General features: G+C 41.5%; 16 protein-coding genes. 4 read left to right on the top strand and 12 right to left on the bottom strand.

What is annotated here, in order from left to right:
* Positions 1 to 165: 165 nt before the first annotated feature.
* Positions 166 to 2,604 carry a leucine-rich repeat protein gene (locus IKW96_RS04870; protein ID WP_296571015.1) on the bottom strand — a complete coding sequence of 813 codons (2,439 nt, stop codon included), beginning with the start codon at positions 2,602 to 2,604 and terminating at the stop codon, positions 166 to 168.
* A gap of 497 nt (positions 2,605 to 3,101) precedes the next feature.
* On the opposite strand from IKW96_RS04870, the gene IKW96_RS04865 reads away from it, so the two are divergent.
* Positions 3,102 to 5,201, top strand: a complete 2,100-nt coding sequence (locus tag IKW96_RS04865) for a dockerin type I repeat-containing protein (RefSeq protein WP_296571011.1) — start codon at positions 3,102 to 3,104, stop codon at positions 5,199 to 5,201.
* 116 nt (positions 5,202 to 5,317) lie between these two features.
* Here the strand turns inward: IKW96_RS04865 and IKW96_RS04860 are convergent, their stop codons facing one another.
* The 11 genes from IKW96_RS04860 to IKW96_RS04810 form a co-directional block, all read right to left on the bottom strand.
* On the bottom strand, positions 5,318 to 6,448 hold the full coding sequence (locus IKW96_RS04860; RefSeq protein WP_296571009.1) for a hypothetical protein: 1,131 nt from the start codon (positions 6,446 to 6,448) through the stop codon (positions 5,318 to 5,320).
* Positions 6,445 to 7,023 (bottom strand): sigma-70 family RNA polymerase sigma factor, encoded by a 579-nt coding sequence (locus IKW96_RS04855; RefSeq protein ID WP_296571006.1) that lies wholly within the window; start codon positions 7,021 to 7,023, stop codon positions 6,445 to 6,447. Before IKW96_RS04855 ends, IKW96_RS04860 begins: the two co-directional genes overlap by 4 nt.
* A 425-nt stretch (positions 7,024 to 7,448) precedes the next feature.
* Positions 7,449 to 9,707 carry a leucine-rich repeat protein gene (locus IKW96_RS04850; RefSeq protein WP_296571004.1) on the bottom strand — a complete coding sequence of 753 codons (2,259 nt, stop codon included), beginning with the start codon at positions 9,705 to 9,707 and terminating at the stop codon, positions 7,449 to 7,451.
* 480 nt (positions 9,708 to 10,187) lie between these two features.
* Positions 10,188 to 11,393: a leucine-rich repeat protein gene (locus IKW96_RS04845; protein WP_296571000.1), complete on the bottom strand. Its 1,206-nt coding sequence runs from the start codon at positions 11,391 to 11,393 to the stop codon at positions 10,188 to 10,190.
* Between the two features lie 455 nt (positions 11,394 to 11,848).
* The gene (locus IKW96_RS04840; protein WP_296570998.1) at positions 11,849 to 12,589 is read right to left on the bottom strand and encodes a polyphenol oxidase family protein; all 741 of its coding nucleotides are present in this window, start codon (positions 12,587 to 12,589) and stop codon (positions 11,849 to 11,851) included.
* The gene (locus IKW96_RS04835) at positions 12,590 to 13,045 is read right to left on the bottom strand and encodes a low molecular weight protein-tyrosine-phosphatase (protein ID WP_296570996.1); all 456 of its coding nucleotides are present in this window, start codon (positions 13,043 to 13,045) and stop codon (positions 12,590 to 12,592) included.
* Between the two features lie 185 nt (positions 13,046 to 13,230).
* Positions 13,231 to 13,686 carry a GNAT family N-acetyltransferase gene (locus IKW96_RS04830; protein WP_296570993.1) on the bottom strand — a complete coding sequence of 152 codons (456 nt, stop codon included), beginning with the start codon at positions 13,684 to 13,686 and terminating at the stop codon, positions 13,231 to 13,233.
* 126 nt (positions 13,687 to 13,812) lie between these two features.
* Positions 13,813 to 15,567 (bottom strand): 1-deoxy-D-xylulose-5-phosphate synthase, encoded by a 1,755-nt coding sequence (locus IKW96_RS04825; RefSeq protein ID WP_296570990.1) that lies wholly within the window; start codon positions 15,565 to 15,567, stop codon positions 13,813 to 13,815.
* A gap of 3 nt (positions 15,568 to 15,570) precedes the next feature.
* The gene (locus IKW96_RS04820; RefSeq protein ID WP_296570987.1) at positions 15,571 to 15,984 is read right to left on the bottom strand and encodes a MerR family transcriptional regulator; all 414 of its coding nucleotides are present in this window, start codon (positions 15,982 to 15,984) and stop codon (positions 15,571 to 15,573) included.
* A gap of 225 nt (positions 15,985 to 16,209) precedes the next feature.
* A complete protein-coding gene (locus IKW96_RS04815; protein ID WP_296570983.1) occupies positions 16,210 to 17,118 on the bottom strand; it encodes a 3-hydroxyacyl-CoA dehydrogenase in 909 nt (302 codons plus the stop codon).
* Positions 17,119 to 17,288: 170 nt separating this feature from the next.
* A complete protein-coding gene (locus tag IKW96_RS04810; protein ID WP_296570978.1) occupies positions 17,289 to 18,959 on the bottom strand; it encodes a serine hydrolase in 1,671 nt (556 codons plus the stop codon).
* A 296-nt stretch (positions 18,960 to 19,255) separates the two neighbouring features.
* Between IKW96_RS04810 and IKW96_RS04805 the strand changes: the two genes are divergently transcribed.
* The 3 genes from IKW96_RS04805 (at position 19,256) to IKW96_RS04795 (ending at position 22,368) form a co-directional block, all read left to right on the top strand.
* Positions 19,256 to 19,822, top strand: coding sequence for a sigma-70 family RNA polymerase sigma factor (locus IKW96_RS04805; RefSeq protein WP_296570975.1), 567 nt, complete (start codon positions 19,256 to 19,258; stop codon positions 19,820 to 19,822).
* 12 nt (positions 19,823 to 19,834) lie between these two features.
* Positions 19,835 to 20,914: a hypothetical protein gene (locus tag IKW96_RS04800; protein WP_296570972.1), complete on the top strand. Its 1,080-nt coding sequence runs from the start codon at positions 19,835 to 19,837 to the stop codon at positions 20,912 to 20,914.
* 209 nt (positions 20,915 to 21,123) lie between these two features.
* Positions 21,124 to 22,368 carry an IS256 family transposase gene (locus tag IKW96_RS04795; protein WP_296570969.1) on the top strand — a complete coding sequence of 415 codons (1,245 nt, stop codon included), beginning with the start codon at positions 21,124 to 21,126 and terminating at the stop codon, positions 22,366 to 22,368.
* Positions 22,369 to 22,497 lie beyond the last annotated feature (129 nt).

The following is a 22,497-nucleotide window of genomic DNA, read 5'->3' as shown; positions in this document are numbered from 1 at the left end:
TGTGTCAATATTTTTTCTGGCAGATCTCTGATCTGTCTTTTCGTGCTGCCTTTTTTTAATAAATACTATCAGGAGTATGCTCGTTTATTTTCAAACATACTCCTGATTCCTTTTCATTATTCAATTAGCTTAATGACATTAAGCCATAGGCTGCCATTAATTTTTTCAGGTGTTATTCGGAATTTCGGGAACAAGAGAGCTTATCCTTCTGAGTAGGTAAAGCTGTATCCTGAGGGCGTCATTTGTCGTAATCCCCTTTGTATTTCTGTCAACATCTCCGCGTGCTTCTCCGTTCTTTTTGATATGCTTAGGACTTGTTCCATTGATACCGTACATATTCGGATTTGCAAGGCTCTGTATTATAAGCACAGCGTCGGACATATCTACGAAACCATCGAGATTAGCGTCGCCCCATACAAAACCATACGGAGGATTCAAATCGTTTTCGTCATCTTCCCCAGTTGTTGTAGCAGTCTCAACACCCTCATTTATAGTTACCTTGTAGTCAAACTTAACGTTGAAGCAAAGGTTGAAGCCGTAATAATCGCCGACCGAGTCATCATAGCTTACGGTGTACTCACCTGCGGGAAGAGTATTGAACTTATCACCGCTTACACTGTTTCCGCTTCCGTCTGTAACAGTGAATCTATTGACTCTGAAGTGTTTACCCGGGTAACTTCCGCCTTCACTGTCAGGATTGTTTGAATATCTTTGTTTTACTCTTATTTCCAGTCCCGTGATATCGAGTTCTTCGCCTTCATTATATACAGTCTTTGTCGGATAGGATATAACTTCTTTGAACTCAAAAGTCGCATGTGTTGAAACAATTATCGTTGTTGATGTGGTAGTAGTTGTTGTTGTATTCGTATTATTGTTTTTTACCAGTGTTGTAGTGGTGATATTTCTTACATTATCGTCAAGATTAGTACAGCCGTAACACACACCGTATCCGAAATACTCAATATTTTCCGGAATATTCAATGTTTTTAGACCTGTACAGTCTTTAAATGCATAAGAATCGATAATACGAACAGAATCAGGTAAAGATACCGTTTCGAGACTTTTGCAGCCTGAAAAAGCATACTCGCCTATCTCGGTAAGTGAATCAGGAAAGGTAATTGATTCAAGACCTGCACAGCCATAGAAAGCATTTTTCTCAATATTTTCCAACGAAGAAGGTAAAGCAATGGATCTGATCTTCCTGCAGTTTGAAAATGTTCCACCTCGAATTCTCGTTACCGAATCAGGAATATTGATGGATTCAAGGCTTACACAGCCTGAAAACGCTTCATTCCAGATCTCTTCCACAGAATCAGGAAAAGTAATTGATTCAAGGTTTGTGCATCCGGAAAATGCTTCCCATCCAATACTTGTAACCGAATTCGGAATAATAAACGTTTTAAGATTTGTGCAACCCATGAATAAACATGTTCCAAGCTCAGAAACAGTATCAGGAATAGTGATTGAAACCAGATTGGAACAATCACAGAACACAGAGTTTTCTATCTGCGTGACCGAATCAGGAATAACTATAGACTTCAGATTCTGGCAGTTTCTAAACGCGCTGTTCCCGATGAACTCTACGTTATCAGGAATATTGATCGATTCGAGACTAACGCAACTGTAAAATGCGTTTTGACCAATAAAAGTAACCTTATCAGGCAAGGTTATTGATTCGAGACTTTTACAGCTCGAAAATGTGCTAGGTCCGATTCTATCAACAGCTTTTGGGATATTGACGGATTTGAGATTTACGCAGTTATTAAAAACACTATTTCCTATTTCAGTAACAGATTCGGGTATAGTTATTGAAGTTAAGCTGCTACATCCCATAAATGTACTATTGCCAATTTCCGTAACAGATTCGGGAATCGTTATTTCTTTTAGCTTTTCGCAGCCATCAAAAGTTCCTGAAAGCGATTTCACAGAGTCTGGTATATATACAGTTTCAAGTCTTTCGCATCTATGAAATGCACCGATGCCGATGAATGTGACCGAATCAGGTATAACGATTGAAGTCAGTCTGTGGCAGAAATTGAATGATCTTTGGCCTATACTTTTGACTGAATCAGGTATATTTATTGAAGAAAGATTATTACAGTTTTCAAAAGCATATTCGCCGATACTTTCTACCGAATCAGCAATAGTCACTGATTGAAGATTCTTGAAATCTATAAATGCATAGTTTCCTATATTTTTAACACCTTCACTGATCACAGCTTTCTTCGCTTTTCTGACATTTGCACCAGACCTTCCAAAAGCGTAGTCTGCCATTACTCCGTTACCGCTGATAGTCAGAACACCGTCGCTGTCGAGAGTCCACATTAAGTCATCTCCGCAGATTCCACTGCTCGGTATTATTGCATGTGTGTCAGCAGTGGTTGTAGTGGCTGTAGTTGTAGTTGTGGTTGACGTATGATACCCGGTGATTATCGTCGTAGTCGTTGTTACGGCATACTGCGGTGCTTCTTCGTCTGCTGCACGGGAAATGCGAGTTCCCTTTTCAGCCTGATCCACAGTCAGTGCAGTTGCTGTATTGACGGGCAGAGCCGAAGTTAGCATCGCTGCTGAGACTATCAGTGATAGTATTTTTTGCGTTTTCATGATAATTCCTCCTTTTGGTTATAAGATCCTTTGTTTTTCAGTACTTTGTTTGTGAAAAGCATCTGCTTTTTGGGTCCTTATACTAATTAGACGTATGAGTTCTCCATTTCTCTCACATTATTTCAAAAAGATTTATTCCAGGAAGTAACGATAAAATATCTAACTAAAATTGATCTATAAAATTCCCCTACTGAAGTGATGTAGTTTACGGTAATTATGAACCTTCAAATGGTTTATTTTCCATCAAGCTCCAGACCTACCTGTCGATTTTCAGACATAAGCTTCTGCCTGCTACGAACATTGTTCTCCGAAAGCTAAAAGCATAATGCTGGGTGTTCATAAAAAGTTTACGATTCCAGCCGCACATTTTGCCCTCCTCATACGTTAAAGCATATATAGATTAAAGTACAATTATATCTTGCATTCGGCAAGATATAATTGTATAATGAGATTAAGCAGCTATATGCTGCAAATATGAAAAATGGCGGGTGAATGATATGAAACTCAGAAATATAACAGCGGCTTTTTTGGCTGCAGCTTTCTTATCCGGCTCTTTGTCAGTGTCTTGTCCATCAATGGTATTTACGTCTGAAACTGTATCAGAAGTTCATGCAGCGGAACAACTGGACTCCGATACTGTGCGATTTACTGTTGTAGACTACGATACAGGAGAAAAGATAGCATTGGACAAGGAGTTCAGCTATTTCGCTATTGTCCCCTATATCTGGAGCAGTGACGATACACAGCAGAATCCAAGAACCGTTTATCTTTACCCCGATTCAAATCCTTATTTATGGGAGCAGACCATTTCTGAGAACGAGACAATGAGTGTATGGCTTGCTAACGGTTCTCTGAACGATAATTATTTCCTCCCCGAAGATCATGAGGAGATAACCAGATATGATAATAATTCTGTGGATGTGGTGATAAAGCTTAAAAGCAACGAAGGCTTTGAGCTTCCGCCGAGGTCTGTAAGAGTTACTGTTACGGACGGCGATACAGGTGAGCTTATCCCGGACGAGGTGTTCGCCGAAGAACCTCTGACCTTTGGTACGAATATAGTGACCAAAGGCGGAGTTACAGGACCGGTTATCATGGTAGAAAAAAATCGTGCTGTAATAAAGGAAAACCTTGCTTCGCTTTATAAAAGTGCTGACAAGTTTGAGCTGCGTTTTGACGGAAAATCAGAAATAAAGCTCTACGATAACAATTCTATGGATCTTTTCCTGACAACAACTCCTAAGGCCGAAGCCAACGGAGATTTGAACGGAGACGGTTCATTCGGTATATCTGACATCGTTACCTTACAGCAATGGCTGCTCGGTTCTGCAAATGTCAGTATGAAAAGATGGAGAGCTGCAGACTATAACAAGGACAATACGCTCAATGTATTTGATCTTATCCTTATGAGAAAAGCACTTCTTGAAGCAGTAGTTCAGCCTGTTGAGCTAAGTATAAGTGAATATGGCGGAGTTGCAGGAGCAAATATATTATATAAAGTATATCAGGAAGATGAAAAATTCATTCTGTCTTATGCCGATTATACAAAAAACAGGGACGCTGAGCCTATGATAATACCAGTCTCAGAAGAGGATTATCGTGGGATCATGTCAGAGGCTTATAACAGCTATCTTGATGTTGTATCAGCACCAAAAGCATGGAGCGAAGTCAGTTTTTCAATAACACTCGGCTATGCAGACGGTAATCAGATAAAGGCATCTTCCGATAGATTCCCGGGCGTTCTAAAAAAATTGAGAGCGCTGCTGGAGGAATATAAATACAGTCATATATCTTATGTTGAGCCTGACGAAAGAATTGAATTCGGCATACCATTTATTGTTTCAGAAGACGGATTAAAGCTGTATCTTGGTCCGGACGAAAGCTATCAGGAGATTGCTTTGATACAAAAGAATACCCGTCTGAGAGAAATGGGCTATCAGGAAAACAACGATACATGGTTATTCACAGAGTACGACGGACAGTATGGCTGGATAAAGACCATAAAAGATGATGGTACAACTCCGACGATATTCTATGAAATGGTAGCCAGAAAGCCCGTAATTTACCTATATCCGGAACAGGAAACCGATGTCCATGTTGAACTGGAGCTGACAGAAGCAGAGCTCTCAACAACATATCCCAAATATAACAACGGCTGGGACGTGACCGCATATCCCGACGGTTCGCTCCTGAACAAAACAGATGGTACACATCACAGATATCTGTTCTGGGACGCAGTTAACTCCCGCACAAGATATGATTTCTCCAAGGGCTTTTGTGTTGCAGGCAGCGATACAGAGAGTTTCCTCAGGGAAAAACTTACATATATGGGACTGACAGGAGACGAAATGAACGAGTTCATCGTATACTGGCTGCCGCTTATGGAGCATAACAAGTATAACCTCATTTCCTTCCAGGGCGATATATATACCGATTCCGCAAAACTTGACATCACCCCCACGCCAGACAGCTTACTGCGCGTATTCATGACATATGTACCACTGGAGAATGAAATTGATATCGAACCTCAGCAGTTTGAAACCTTTGAAAGAAAAGGTTTTACAGTAGTTGAATGGGGAGGAAGCAAGATACAGTAATAGCAATAACATATAAATAACGAAAATCCGCCCGTTTAAAGGGCGGATTTCTTTATAATAATGCTGATGAACTTTTGTTTGTGCCATAGTATGTTTTCACATATCATAAGCCTTTATCAATTCTGCCCTTTGGCTATGCTGCTTATCTTCCAGCTGTCGCCTTCTTTAACAAACGTGAACGTCAGCGGTTCGCCTTTCTGTGAAGCGGAATCATTGCATACGGGACTGAACAGAGCGTTTCTTACGCTTCTGAAACTGCCCTCAGCCTTGTCAAGTACCGACGGCTGATCGCTGTATGTTTTCCAGTCACTCGGCAGCGAATCCGTGCAGACATACAGACCGCCACGGTAGATTATAAAATCTGCCGTGTTGAACCCGTAGTCCATGTATAATTCTAAATGGTCATCGGTATAATATCTGCTCAAATCGGCCTTGAAAGCTTTTGACAGTTCTATATTGATTTCATGATCTGACGGATCAGACTTTTCTTCAAAGCCGGCGTTGTTGTAAAAACGTTCAAAAAGCTCTTCGGTGCATATCTCTTTGAATGCGTCTGTAAAATAACTTGAGGAATCAAAACCCGGTTCCGTAATACGAGAATAATATGTTCTTGAGCGCTCGTTTAAATAATCGTCAGATTTGGTGATACGAAAATCAATACTATCATACGGGTCATACTGCACATTACGGTTCAGCTTGTTGACAAGGTCTGCAAATTTGTCAGTGAGTTCAAGCGCGACAGCTTCATATTCTTCTTCCGGCTCAGTCTGAGCCTCCGATGTTGTTTCGACAGTAGTTATTTCAGTGGTTTCTGTTGCTGATTCAGATATTACTGCTGAGACTTCCGTTGCCGGTTCGGTGAAAACTTCGTATACTACATCGCTGTTTGTTTGTAAAGTCGTTTTTTCTCCTGTTGCGGCAGTCGATAGATCTATGTTGTCCTGATGTATTGTTTTGACGTGTTTCATCAGCAGCATACTGCCTGAAATACCGCCTATTACAAGAACAACAGCGGCAGCAGCACTTACATATTTATACCACGACGGACGTTTGTAATGTTCAACGCCGCTTACGACTATTTCATCTATGTCGCTGCAATCTTTATCAGTGCTGTTTTCTTTTTCATACTTTATTTCGCTCATTGCATATATTCTTTCCTTCTCATCATTAGTGAGTACGGGAAATTCCTGAGCTATTCTGTATATATCCATATCGTCCAAATCCTTGAACAGGTCGTCATTTCTCATATCAATCCCTCCTTGCCTATGCCTGCTTCCTTGAGCAGAGCCTTCAGTCTCTGCCTGGCACGGCTGCTGCGTTTCTGAACAGCTGCGGCTGTCATTGAAATATTCTGCGATATCTCCTTGGCTGTACGATCGTAATAGTATTGCTGTATTATTATTGTAGAATCGGGTTCGCCCAGCTCCTTTATCTTTTTAAGGATTATACGTGACAATTCTTTTCTCTCTGTATTTTCCACAAGTCTCTCATTTGTTCTGAACTCTTCCGTATTCTCGTCGTCGATTGAAATATTACGCATATTTTTCTGACTGACACTGCGATAAGCGTCGATTGCAATATTACGTGATATAGTGCCTATAAAGGCTTTAAGGTCCCCCGAAAAATCATTATTATTGTCAATGTACTTGTAAATCTTCATAAATACATCGCTGACGCAGTCCTCGATATCTTCGCGTGAACCGCAGTTCCTGAGAACATTCATAACGATGGCATAAACATAATTATAGTAATTATCAAAGATTGCTCTGTGACATTTTTTCACTGATTCTGCCATAAGCAGCCTCAGTTCATTTGCTGTCATCAGGAATCCCTCCTTTGTTGAGTGCATTCATATAGTATAATCAAAATACTGGATATATACAGACATTTAATTTTAACATTTTTTTTGTAAAATTGCAAGTCTTTTGAAAATGCTTTTTCAACAAAGCGAACTGCTCCTGACTTTATCCATAAGCGATATTATTGTACTCCTCAGGCAGCTTTCAGATGATGTTCTTCTTTCCTTCGCTCATTGGTTCTCTTCTTTATCTTCCCATAAAAAATCAGCCTCCTGTGATATTAGTTCTACTTTAACACAGTTGACTGATTTTTTACAGACTTTTTTAAATGCTCGGTGGTTTTGAATAATAATGATCCAAACTACAGAAATCCAGTGTGAGGGAATACACCGTTTTTCATGCAGTTGTATATTATTCTGCGATTACATTCCCGATATCGGGATCAGTGTCAGCTGTAGATCTTTACACAGCTGTCAAATGCAGGGCGAGCAATCTCCAGCAATTCGGAAACGTTTAATCCGCCGTTCTCATTGGCGTAGAAATAATAGCCTCTCCATTTTACGTATCTGTTGGTTGCCAGTTCACCGTTTTCATCAAGGTAGTAATTAATGCCGCCTACTCTGATAAATTTATCAGTGTACTTGTATGTTATATCGGTATAGTCTATAGTATCATACCAATACCATTTATCGCCTGCCTGTTTCCAGCCCATTTTCTCCATTCTGATCACTTCATATGCGTTGTTATTGAATTTTTCAGGTATTTCCTCGCCTTCAGTAACATAAACGGATACCTTGGAAAGCGGCTGGTTTGTCTTATAATCAACGTAATTTGAACCGTTGAACTTAACAGGATACTTTTTGCCGTTAGTTATCTGCATGGTATCGCCGTACTGTAAAAGTTCGTCGCATGATGCCACATAAGCCGGATAGTTGTCGTTTTTGAATCCGACTTCATTGGATACAAGCTTTCCGTCCGGATGCAGTTCAAGGTATTTGTCGTAATCGCAGTTGAAATGGCCGTTGCCCGAGAGTTCTATTTTATACCATTTATTATCTATATATGCATGATTGTATGCGTGTCCCCAGTTGTACATACCGGTTATGAAGTTTTCTATACCGAATCTGCCGAGTAAGATAGCTGTTGCTTTTGCATAGCTTTCACACATTGTATATTTTGAAAGGAAAGCATTTGCGGACACATATATATTTCTTCTGTTCTCATTCAGTGTATTGTACTCGCCGTTGGGGAACAGGTCAAACTGATCAATCTCTGCATGATAGCTTCTGTACTTTGAATTCTTGAAGATATATCTGCAAATAGCCTCTGCGACCTTCATCTGCTCACCGTCGGACGAAGAGCTGTTTTTTATATCATCGTTAATCTCAGCGACTGCATTATTTATCTCGTAATTAACTGCGTCTGCAATAAATGAGGTCGAATCAAAAGCACAGTTGCTGTGTGAGATGAACTCCCTTGCAGCAGTATCAAGGTATTCATAAGAACGCCTGTTTACGTACTTAAGATTTCTATAGCCGTTAAAAGCCCTGTCATGAATGAACTTAACGTCAGAGGGGAGATTAAGTGAATAGAATCCCTTTGCTTCAGCAGCGTCAAGAACAGCCTTTAAATTATTAGTGATAGTAGTTGTTCCTTCCGCGAAATTAACAGAATATATTCCATAGTTATTGCTTATAGAAAGTTCAGCATCATATACACCGCAGGCAACCATTGAAACAATGTTATCATTATTATCTCTGTTGACCGCATAATAGATTCCATTTATTCTTTTCAGATTATCCAATGATGTATTCTCAAATAACCTGTTGCTGAAATTGCAGTATACAGGGAAATTAAAGGTCGTAAGGCTGCTGCAGCCTTCAAAAGCACCGTCAGCAATGTCAATATAAGTACTTGATGTAGCATCTCCGTGTCCAGCGATCAGTGTATAGTCTTCATCCAAGGATTCGACCATCTTGTACCACTTAGGCTGAACATAGTTTTTGATAGTGAGCGATGTCATTTTGCTGCACTCTGAAAAAGCTCTATCCCGGATACCGGTCACAGGTAAAATACACCATGAATCAACAAGAGCACCGTTTTCGTCTTTTACCTTTACCTTGCAGCATATCTCAGCAGGAAGAACGATGTCTGTTTTATCTGATACGATTTTCTTCAGGTAGATCGAAGCCTCTTCCTTATCCATGATGAGTTTGTCGGTTGATAATTCTTTAGTGAAATCCACATCCTCATCAGTGATACCGAGCTGCTTCTGTAAATATCTGAGCATACAGCAGTAATCATAGTAGCTGTAATGCTCATCTCCGTCTACATCGCATCTGACCATATCGTATCCTGCGCCTTCGCTCATGGTGTATTCAGTCCTGGAGAAATTATATCTGCTGTAAATATCGTTTATTTTTTCTCTGATAGCTACATAATCAGAGTAGTTGAGATTCACGCCATTGTAAGGGCGGTCTGTAGACAGGTCAAAGTATCCCTGATTGTCGTTTATACGCTCTACAGCATCAGCATACTTTTCTTCAAATATCTGATCGTCAACTCTGAATTCTCTTGAATGCTTGAGCAGATTTTCAGAATTTGTACCATTCGTTCCATCAGCAGCAGTTACATTTACAGCTGCTGCCATTGAAATTGTCATTGCTGCAGCTGCAATGAGAGATGTGATTCTATTAAGATTTTTCATAAATTGTCCTCCGATTATATTTGTTGATAGTAAATGTTTGAGAGTATCCTCTCATATGATAATTCTATTCATGAATAAATTACAGGATAAATAATAAATTGCTGTACTGTTTTGAAAAAGTATGCATAAGATTTATTATTAAAGGATCTTTTTCAAGCTTGATAATATCCGACCCCCATATTATATATACGAAATGAAAAAAGCATTTCAGACAAATAATAAAAAATTTTTTTATGACATGAAAAAAATGATGGACCAAGTTCCCTGTTTAAAGCCGTTATATCGTTAAAAAACGAATAAGCAATAATATATTTGCTTCATTGAAGTTTGCGTTATCCAGCTGCTACCGATAATGAATGGAGAAATGACAAAGAGATACAAGCGCTAACCAGTCCCTGCTCAGCATTTGATCAGAAACGATGTGTCAGTACATAAAAGAAGAACCGCCTGTATATACAGGCGGCTCATAAACATATATTTTTATTTCTTAATGTATTCTTCCATCGACTTTATTATTTCATCATGAGTTGTGGAAGCATAAGCATAATATGCAAGTATATTTGAAGCGTCAACAGCATTGATATCTCCGTCATGGTTTACATCTGCTGCCAGTTTCTGATATTCATCATATCTGCCGTTCTGATTTGTGGAAATCATTGCGTAATAAGCAAGTACTGACGAGGCATCTACTGCATTTATTTCTCCGTCTCTGTTTACATCTCCGAGCTGAGCCAGTGATTTGAAGGTATACCCGTATTTCTGCGCATATTTCTCAGCAGTAGAACCATTATATCCCTTGATGACACCGGTATATTCTTCACCCTTGTTGGTAAATGTGGTAGGTCTGTCGAATATCTTGCAGTCGGAAGAAAGTATGGTCACATCATCAAGGGCAGTACAGTTCTGAAACGCCTGCATACCTATATCTTTCATTGAGGCAGGTATTGTCACCGAGGTAAGGGATGAGCAGCTTGCAAAGGCATTATACTCTATAGTGCTTACAGTGTTGGGGATATAGAGCTTCTCCAGAAGAGTGTGCCCCCAGAAGGCGTTGCTGACTATGGTAGTCACCGAGTCGGGGATAACGGCCTCTTTTATGTCGGCGGCGAACAGCAGCATACCATTGACGATAACGAACTGCGACTTTTCAGCTTCTGCCATTAGCCACGGAGTACCGGAAAATGCAAGGCTGCCGATGTATGTTACCGAGGAAGGTATGCTGACGTCGGTAAGGCTTTTGCATAAAGAAAATGCCATTGAGGATATACTGGTCATTGACTCGGGTAAAGAAACTGATGTCAGTGATTTGCAGCCGCTGAATGCGGAAGAGCCTATTGAGGTAACAGTGTCTGAAAAGGTAACGGTCACAAGGTTTGTGCAGTCGCTGAAGGACTGGCTGCCTACGCTTGTTATGCCCTTGCCGATGACCACCTGTTTTATACTGTTCTTTTTATCTTCCCAGGGTATGGAGTAACCGGAATTGAGACTGTACATATCTCCCCTACCGCTGACTGTAAGAATACCGTCACCGTCAAGCTGCCAGCTGGCGTTTTTGCCGCAGGTCCCACTGTCAACTACTGATGCCGCCTCCGCAGAAAGGCTTACCGGTGCTTCAAACGGAAGAATGGCTATTCCAAAAGTAATCACGGCACACAGCAGAGTTGCTGTTATTCTTTTACAATTCATGATATACCTCCTATTCGATATCCAGGAATTTCCCGATCACGACCATTATCTCCCCAAGGCGCTTATCACCGATACCTTTGATCTTACCGAGCTATGCCCCCAGAGCCGGGAGATCAATCGTTTTCCCCATGTTCTCCTGGCAATTCTTCACCATAACGAAGAATGAATTATGTAAGTTCTTCCCGTTTCATCTTCTTATAGGTATCTCTGTCGATTATTTCCCTATGTTTCATTATTTGTGGCTATTATCCTTTATGGTCGATGCTGATCATGCAGCCATTGTTGTTACACTATAATTGTAGCATACTGACCTATATTAGTCAAGTTCGTTAATATGAGACTGAGCTTCTTGTGCAGTAATATTCCCCAAAAGCTGAAGCATAATTTGCAATGATCGCCCTCATTGAGGGCGATCTTAGTTTGTTTTTTATAATATCTTCTTATGTATTAAAGCTTCAATGTTTATTTATCATCAGATATGCTAAATTCTGTATGCCGCGGTCGCCGCGCCTGTAGGAGTAATAGAACTTATCATGGCAGGTACATTCATTTACAGCCGAGATTTTTTCCCGGAGTATACCCTCGGCTTCTGCTTTAAGCTGTAAAGCCTTAGTCAATGAGAGATACAGACTTTTATCCCGTACTGCAAATAAAGCTTCAAGTTCCTTATCATTAAAAGCTTTTGCGTATTCCGTCCTGATCTCCTCTCCGATCTCATAGCATTCAGCGCATATATGAGGTCCGATAATCAGCTGTATCTCAGCAGGCGAAGCTCCCAGCTTTTTCATGGCTTCAACTCCGTTGTGAGGAAGCTCGCCTGCCGCTGACCTCCAGCCGCAGTGCAGAAGCCCGATCACTCCTGCTTGTCTTTCCATAAGGTATACAGGAACGCAGTCGGCGGCGATAATGCTGAGAACCAAGCCTTTTTCAGCAGTCACAAGTCCGTCGACTTTTTTCAGCTCGTTGTCCTTTATAACTCCCGAACCGCCGTATTCAGCAGTTACAGTTGCGACATTGTCGCCGCTTGCCTGATACGGACGAATGATACGCGATAAAGGGACTCCGATCCTGCGGCTCAGAGCCGTATAATCGTCGGTAGGCGGATCAAATGGTTCATTCCTTGTCCATATCCCGTTTTGTCCCGAGGTGAAGCCACCCTGAGCGAAGTCGTTGCTAATTATTTCCACAGCTTTCATTTATCGCTCCATAAGGCTATTGAGAAGCCCCTTGCAGCCCTCTTCGATATCTGAGTAAGCCTTGTCGAAATTGCGGCTGTACCACGGATCGGACACATCATCGCCTCTGCCTGCAAAGGTAAGCAGTTTGTATATCTTGCCGTCCCTGTCGCTGCCGAAAATACGGTTCATATTGCGAATATTGGCTGTATCCATACCTATGAAGTAATCATACTTTTCGTAATCTGATTTTCTGAGCTGAACAGCAGTTTTTCCAGAACAGCCTATACCGTGTTTTGCAAGCTCCGAGCGTGCAGGAGGATAAACAGGATTTCCCAGTTCTTCGGTGCTTGTGGCACTTGAAGCAATGCAGAATCTGCTGTTGAGACCTGCTTCTGAGACAAGCTTTTTCATTATAAATTCAGCCATGGGGGAACGGCAAATATTGCCGTGACACACAAACATAACCTTTATCATAGGTATAAACCTCCGCATTTTGCCGTGATTTGCCGCGTTTTGCCCTTGTACACTTCGACGAACGGGTGTACTGATTCTGTCAAGATTCACGGTGAACTCGGCAAATTGCGGTACATCTTGGCATTCTAAGGACATCGTTAGTAGTAGAAATGGTAGTAAACACAGGGGGTGTTACTACTAAGGATTCAGCACTTAAAAACAGCCCATCTCGGTCCTTCTTCACCGATGATGCCATTCAGAGAAAAGCCGCATTTTTCAAGCACTCTTTTGGAAGCGATGTTATCAGAATCAGTCTCCGCTTCAACAGCAACAACTTTCGAGTGCGAAAACGCCCATTTCAATACTGCTCTGACTGCTTCGGACGCATAACCGTTATTCTGATATTCTTCGGAGATTCCGTATCCGATTTCTGCGATGCCGTCCGCAGAAAGCCCCTTGAAGCAGAGTTCTCCGATATGTGTGCCGTCTTTCAGTTCGATCATCCAGATCGCATACCAATCCCACTGATCCGGATGCTCCAGACAGCCGTTCAGCATTTCCGTGTAAGCAGCTTTCAGGACATCCGCAGTCTGTGCTTCGATGAAAGTTTCCATCATGTCCTGAGAAGCGGCATATAGTTTCAATCTGTTTGTTTCGATCACTTTGCTTTACCTTTCTGATACATTTTTCGTACCATACCATTATACCATAATCCTTTCATTTCATCAAGACAAACGGACAAAAAACAGCGGCTCACCGAGGTGAGCCGCAAATACATCAGATTGCTTCTATTTTTCTGAAAAAATATCGTTATATATCTGCTCTGGGGTGAGATGATTCTGTTTCAGAACGTCCTCGACCGCATATCTGTCGAGAAATTCCTTTTTCAGTCCGTAGTTGAATACCTTTATGTCGGAAGTTCCGTAGAAACGTGATATTTTTTCGCCAAAGCCGCCATCCAGTATGCCGTCCTCTATAGTTACCACATTAATGTGTTCTGATTTGAGCTGTCGGAGAAGCTCCTCGTCTATTCCTGTGATATAGCGTGGGTTTATAAGAGTTGGAGCTATGCCTGTTTTCCTTGCGATCAGCTCTGCAAGCTCCTCACCTATCTGATAGAAGTCACCGAGAGCAATTATGGCAACTCTTTTTCCCTGCTGAGTTACACGGTACTTATTGAGTTCACTGTAATCCGTATCAACTGCATGGTCGGTATGGATAACTCCGTTGCAGGGAATTCTTATGGCAACAGGATATTTGTTCTGCTCTATACTCCAGTCCAGCATTGCGAAGTATTCCTCGCAGTTAGTGGGAGCAAGATAGACCAGATTCGGGATATTTGACATCATAGGGATATCGTAGATACCAAGATGCGTGATATCATGCATACCGTAAACAGAAGCCGTATTCACCAGAAGCGTTGCAGGATTGCTGTTTATGCAGAGGTCCTGCGATATCTGATCGTAGGTGCGCTGGAAGAAGCTTGAATGTGTGGCAAATACAGGCTTGCCTCCGATCCTGGCGATACCTGAAGCCATAGCGACGGCGTGTTCCTCAGCGATGCCAACGTCAATGAACTGCCTGCCTGCTTCCTTACGTTTATCCTCGGTGAAGCCGATACATACGGGAACTGCCGCAACCATTGCCACAACAGTCTTGTCGGCTTTCATCTTATTCAGAAGGAAATCACAGGTCATATCACCGTAGTCCTCACCGCTGCTTTCCCAGAGCCATTTGCCTGTTTCGGGATCAAATGGCATATGCCAGTGCCAGTCCTCCTTGTGAGTTTCAGCAGGCTCAAATCCCTTGCCTTTAAGGGTATTGATGTGTACAACAATGGGGTGATCAACGTCTTTTATTCTTTTGAATGCTTCAATAAGCGCTTCGATATCATTTCCTTCGGAAACGTATGTGTAGTCAAGCCCCATAGCTTTGAAGAGATTGCACCCGCACTTTCCGCCTGAATCGCGGAGAGCTTTCAGATTCTTGTAAAGTCCGCCGTGGTTCTCGGCAATTGACATATCGTTGTCATTAACTATGATGATGAAGTTGCTTTCAAGCTCAGACGCAAAGTCTATTCCCTCTAAAGCTTCGCCGCCGCTGAGTGAGCCGTCGCCGATAATTGCGATAACATTGCCGCTGTCTCCGCGCAGGTCACGAGCCTTTGCAAGTCCGCAGGCAAGGCTCACCGAAGTTGAGGTATGTCCCACATTGAAAAAGTCGTGTTCGCTTTCTTCGGGGTTAGTGTAGCCCGATACATCACTGAAATGCTCATCATTGAAGAATGCGTCCCTGCGGCCTGTCAGCATTTTGTGGGTGTAGCACTGGTGGGAAACGTCAAACACGAACTTGTCCTTTGGTGAATCAAAAACGTAGTGCAGGGCGATAGTAGCCTCCACAAAACCAAAGTTCGGCCCAAAGTGTCCGCCCCGCTTGGTAAGGCGGTTGAGAAGTCCGCTTCTTATTTCGGAAGCAAGTGTGTTAAGCTGATCTATGTCAAGAGCTTTGATGTCTTTTGGTGAATTGATGTTTTCGATATACATAGTTTACTCCTTTGGTTTATTGCAGCAGCAACAGCTGCTTTCGTCGTCCCATTCAAGCCTGCCTGTTTCCACGGCTTTCTCGTAGACCCTTATCTTGTATTCCATTTTTTCAAGGGCATCATCGAACTTTTTGCGTTCTGCAAGGATACGTTCCTTTGCTTCTTTCAGCAGATCGCACCTTGCCTGTATGGTGTGATCTCCCTCGAGGAAAAGCTTGACGTACTCGATAAGAAGCTCTATCGGCATACCTGCGCTTCTGAAGCAAGTGGCTGTTTCCACCCACTTGATATCGTCATCGCTGTAATCGCGTATACCGCCTGCTGTGCGGTGAACCTCGGGGATAACTCCCACTCGTTCGTAATATCTGAGGGTGTCGGGACTAACATTGAACCTCTTGCATACTTCCTTGATAGTCAAGATAAATCACCTCCATATGTGAAAATTATACACCTTGGAGTTAACTCCAAGTCAATAGCACACGAATAATTTTGGCAATGTGAACAAGTGAGAAGTATGGCAGTTGTGTACTTTGCCCCGAAAGGTTCCGATGAAAAGAAAACATTACAATATACCAATTTATGAAAAAAGCCAAGCGAAAGCAAGAGTAAGAAGTCAAACAGACTCTTTCGATACGTTACCTGTTCAGGAGTAGAATCTGCTTCCCGCTTCAATCATCTTTCTGAGTTTTCGGGCAATAAGGTTTTCTATAGTTCCTTCCTGATCTGCGGAGGGATTCGTTACAGCAACTGCATATACGGTATTGACTCCGACAGTATCCATTATCTCAAACGGACCGTATTTTGAACCTGTTGACAGCTTCCATGTTTTATCGATATCATCGAAAGATGCGACATCTCTTGCCCAGAGCTTCAGCGCTGAAAGAAGGAACGGAATAAGCAGCGAGTTCAGTATATAGCCTTTCTGTTCCTTACGGATAACAGAAGGTATCATATTTATCCTGTCTGCAAATGCTACTGCTTTCTGCATTGTATCTTCGGAAGTACCGCTGTGCCCCATGATCTCTGCTATATTTGCGATCCATATGTTGTTTGCAAAATGAACTGCTGTGAAACGCTCGGGATTATCAATAATATCCTTGAAATCGCCCGGCAGAAAACTTGATGTGTTGGTGGCTATCACAGCATCAGCGCTTACATATTTATTAAGATCGGTATAGAATCCTTTTTTTGAATCCATATTCTCCGATATGGATTCAATGATGAAGCTCTGACCAGATACTGCCTTCTGCATATCTGTTTCAAATATTATATTATCCATAACAGCATCGACCCTGCTCTGATACAGGTCGAAGTCAGCTACGGCAATTGGTGTTCCCACAGTATCCAGTGCACCGAGATAGTTCATTTTTCCGTATTTGCAGGCTGCTATTGTCTGACTGTAGCTTTCTTTAAGAGCTTCCAGCTTCTTTTTTGCTCTTTGTACAGAATCGGCTGAACGAAGCCATATCGTTGTTTCAAGTCCGGCATATGCACACTGGAAAGCTATCTGACTTCCGAGGACACCGCCGCCTGCGATCATTATTTTGTTCATATTTTTTCTCCTTTGAGTTTAATATATATTATTATATCATAAATACTATCAATGTCAATATGCAAGCTTCAAACAGGATTAATACCAAAAGCATTATCGGTTCCTGTTAATATAAAAACGTCGCCCGTAAATGGGCGACGATCTTAGTAATAACGGTTATTATGCCGATGTTATCCGAATAGCTTTTCATAATCCAAAATGCTCTCATCATCATTGATACTCATCATGATAATGCACATAAGTTCATCATCGATCTTTCTTGCAAAGTAATGAAATTCAGTATTACCATGATAGTCGATAACAGCCTTTGCATAGATATATTCTTTGTCTCCGAGAGTGGCTTTGCTTATATCTCTGCTTATTATTGACCAGCCATCCTGCTCATTTTCACCTGCACGTCCCAGAAGATCAATATAATCATTAAGGTATTCTTCCTCGGTATAGTCGCTGTCATCGGGAACACCCAGCTTTGTATTCAGGAAATCAATTTCTATTGCATTTCCGCTGCCGTTTCCGTCATAGAATAAGCTGTCGCATTTTTTAGCAGATTCGATCCTTTTGTTTTCTTCTTCAAAACCTGACATAGCCGAACCGAGATCAACGCCTTCATGTACGTATCCTTCGGGTAAAGTCATTTTTATACCTGCATATTCATTGACATACACTCCGTCATTTACAGTACCCTTGGTATAGCCTGTTCCTTTCAGAGGCTCTGCAATGTCGGCATTGTTCTGAACCGTATCTTCTGTACGTTCAAGGGTTATCAGATAGACATATCCGAATTCCTCGGATTCGATTATATTGTTATTTGCCGAGCAGGTCAGCGATGAACCGTCATGAGAGTAGCCGTTCTTATTTCTGTAAAGTCCGCAGCAGTAACCGTCATCATCTTTAAGCAATGTTTCCATTGATCGCTTATTTAGCAGCTTTCCTCCGAAAAGAGCACGGTCAAAAGCGATCATATCCGAAAGACATGAATGGATTCCTCCGTCACCTCTTGAGTTATTCGGACAGACAGGATAGCCGTTTTCATCGGTAAATCCGTAAGCTGCCTGTTCCTCAAAACCAACAGGTACATATGTCATATCACCTTTTGCCATTGATGTGGTCTTTTTCATGCCGCATTTATCAAATATATTCTTTTTTACGCAGTCGCAGTACTTCATACCTGAAACCTGTTCGATAATGAATGCCAGCAGGCGGTAATTCGTATTGCTGTAGCTGAATTGAGTGCCGGGCTCAAACAGCAATGGCGCATTATACAACGCCTCCAGGAACTGCTCATCAGTTGTTCTGTCCTGAAGAATATCGCTGATCTGCTTATCTGCCGCTTCTGCACCCGAAATATTCCAGAAAGGATCGGGATTGTTCAGATAATCCGGTATACCCGAGTTCATGTGCAGAAGGTTATATATCGTAATGTCTTTTCCTTTCTCATATTCAGGAAAATACTTGCCAAGAGTATCGTCTATGCTTAACTTTCCCTTCTCCTGAAGCTGTAATATACATACAGCAGTGAATGTTTTGCTTACTGAGGCGATATCAAAGACAGTGTCCTGTGATACAGGAGTTTTTCCGTCTTTTTCAGCAGAATCTTCGCAGTACAGATACACGATATCATCATCAGTTGCAACTGCCATAGCACCTTTACACTTTTTTGTGCCATAAGTTTCAATGAGTTTGGAATACTTCTCTTCCTTATTTGCCCATGACTGCTCGGATCCTGACACTTTAATGTCTGAAAATACATCAGCTGATTCTCTATTGCTGCATGAGACTGTCGGCAAAAGCATTGCAGCAGCCATTAAATAAGAAATTATTTTTGAATACTTATTGTACATCGTTGATACACCTCCGATTTTTCCTAATTATAGCATTTAAGCAAATAGCTGTCAAGCCAAATAGCAAAACTTGCGATTTCCCTATTTTTTGATTTTCTATATGTATATTATTAATCTGAATACTTACGCACGTATTCAAATTCTGATGCAAGTGATTTTATTGCTGTAATAAAGCATTGAATACTTTCAAAAAATGTGATAAAATATTTTTTAGAAAAAAATGTCCTACTTGGTGTCACAAGTACGAGTGTATATAATGAAAGCGATCGCTGAACTGAATAAAAGGAGGAATACATATGACAGATCAGGAGTTCAAGAAACACATGGAACGATCTCCGGAAGATTGCATGAGAGCAATTTTCGATGAATACTGCAATTATGTATACGTCATAGCCGCAACTAAGCTAAAAAGCTGTGGTACTACGGAAGATATTGAGGAATGTGTAAGTGATGTTTTTACAGAGGTATTCAAAAGGATAAATTATATTGGTGAGCGTGAAGGTGATCTCAAAGGATTTATCGGTGTTATCGCCAAGCGCAAAGCAATAGATATGTACCGAAAACTTAATGCAAAAGCTGACAGGACCATATCTTCCGATGATGAAACATTCATAGAAATAGCGTCCGGAGAAAATATAATTGAATCTGCTGAGATGTCAGAGCGTAATTCCATCTTACTTAATAAAATAAAAGAATTAGGCGAACCTGACACTTCGATAATAATAAAGCAGTACTACTATAATATGACAGTAGCTGAAATAGGGAAAGCAATTTCAATGACAGCAGCCGCAGTACAGAAACGGAGCGTCCGTGCAAGACAAAAGCTGAAGAAGATGCTTTGTGAAGTCGGCATAAATTATTAAGGAGGGTTATTTATGAATAAAAAAGATGAAAAGTTCAATGAATTCGACATTGATCTTGAAACTGCAAACAGAATTGCGAAAGAGTACCCGTCCCTGTCAGATTCGGCCAGAGAAAGGATGTTTAATATGACTAAAAGAAAAATGAATATAACAAATAATGTTGATGAGGCAGACAATAACAGCGTACACGGTGTTGAGAAGTATAGTCGTCCAAGATGGATAAAGTTCGCAGGTATGGCAGCAGCGATTGCTATAGTCGCAGGCGCTATCGGCGGAGAAAGCTATCTGCTCTACAAAATGAGAAATACAGCTCCGTCCCCCGGCTCATCAACTGTGACAGAGGTTACTACTACATCTTCTGTAACAACAAACGTAACCACAACTACAGCAGTTACTGAGACAACTACCACAGCGGTTGAGACAACTGCCGCAGTAACTGAGGCAAAGCTTTTAACTCCGGAGGAAGCTGCACATAAGCTTACAGATAATTATTGGAATTATGAGTGCTTCTTTGAAGGAGTCGGAAGTCCGAAGTCGGAGTATGAAGAGGACAAGAGTATAAAGTTTAATTACACTATGCAGTACGGCACCTGGACAACTGATATAGAGCTATCGTATTTTAAAATTACTGATGAAAGACTCACCGATAAAACTATGGACGGTCTGAAGAAGTTCTACAATACTTATTACAGCAAAAATTATGATCCTTTCTATTCTGTAAATGCTGAATACACAAATAACTATGAATTATTCGGACCTTCATTTACAGCAGATACTCTTCCGGCTGACGGAATAATAGATCTTGCATATTCATATATCGAGTATGAGGGCGAATTATATCAGAATCATCCCGGTAAGGACTATAGTTACGGTGAACACTGGAGCGATGATACTATAGAAGTATCAGATGTTACAGATAAGTCCTTTACACTGAGAAGAAAATTTGAACGTTCTGAAAGTGTAGAGTATACTTCAGCAAAGGGCAATGTAACGTTCAAAATAGTATTTGACGAAGATGCTCAGGATTGGAGAATCGAGCAGAAGGATCTTGAATATGAATACCCGGATACTTCTGCAACAGCCATAGACTGATCATATATATGCGGTATATTCGGCAAGTATAACTGCGCTGCTCATGCTATGAATTATCACATTAACGAGAAAACAAAAGAAATCACGTTTTATAGCACATACAGTTCCCCATACGAAATACATAATGATTTTCCGAGTCTATCCTAAAATTTGTGTAAACCTCTGAAGTAGTGTATAATAGAAGAGAGACTACTTCGGAGGTTTTAATTATGAGCAGAAGACGAAGAAATGAAACAGAAGAACAGCGTGCAAGAAGAGAGCTGATAAGCGATTTTCTATCGGCAGCGAATATCCAGAGCATGGATGATATCCAAGAACTGTTCAAGGAAGCACTTGCCGGATTTATGGAAGGGAGCCTTGAATCAGAGCTTGATTCTGAGCTCGGTTACGAGCCGTATGACGTTAAGAACAAGGAAACTGATAATAGCCGAAATGGCCACAGCAAGAAGACTCTTCGCACGAGTATGGGCAAGGTAGATATTGAAGTCCCCCGTGACAGAAATGGTGAATTTGAGCCTAAGATACTGCCTAAGAATCAGACAAGCATATCCCAGGATATGGAGAACAAGATCATCTCCATGTATGCAAAAGGTATGTCTACATCTGATATAGAGGATCATATCCGTGATATTTACGGTCTGGAGATATCAGATACTACCGTCAGCCGTATAACAGACAAAGTACTCCCTGTAGCGAAAGAATGGCAGCAGAGACCGCTTGAAAGCGTCTATGCAGTTGTCTTTCTCGACGCTATCCATTATCATGTCCGCAGCGAGGGGCAGATCATCAAGAAAGCTGTCTATATAGCCATAGGCGTTAATATGGACGGCAGGAAGGATGTTCTCGGAATGTGGGTAGGCGAAAATGAAAGCGCTAAGTTCTGGGCAGGCGTACTTAATAGCCTGCGTAACAGAGGCGTTGAAGATATTCTCATTGCCTGCACCGATAATCTGACAGGCTTCTCTCAGGCGATAGAGGCTGTATTTCCGAAAACTGATATCCAGAACTGCATAATTCATCAGCTCAGAAATTCAAGCAAATATGTCTCCTACAAGGACATCAAGGCGCTTATGGCCGACCTCAAGATGGTCTATACTGCTGCCACTGAGGAAGCAGCTCTGGACGCCCTTGATTCCTTTGCAGCAGCCTGGGACAGCAAATACCCCAAGATCTCAAAGTCCTGGTATGAAAACTGGCCTAATCTCAGTACATATTTCAAGTTCCCTCAGGAACTCAGAAAGCTGATCTATACGACCAACACCATAGAAGGGTTCAACCGTCAGCTGAAGAAAGTGACTAAGGCAAAGTCCGTATTCCCGACCGATGACAGCCTTTTCAAAATGCTGTATCTGGCTATGAAAGACATAACTAAAAAGTGGACTGGTCGCCGACAGGACTGGAGCAGCATCTACGCCCAGCTGGTCATTTACTACGGTGACAGAATACCCGAATAACATTTTCATCTTGACAATCAAATAATCATGTGCTAATATGCAGATAAGACCGACTGCTTTCACAATCGGTCTCATCATATACTCTTTTATTGCACTATTTTTCGTTTACACAGAATTTGGGATTGACTC

Source organism: Ruminococcus sp. (assembly GCF_017549005.1).
Taxonomy (GTDB): Bacteria; Bacillota; Clostridia; order Oscillospirales; family Ruminococcaceae; genus Ruminococcus.
The sequence above is the reverse complement of the archived record's forward strand: the minus strand, read 5'-3'. Positions and strand labels throughout refer to the sequence as shown.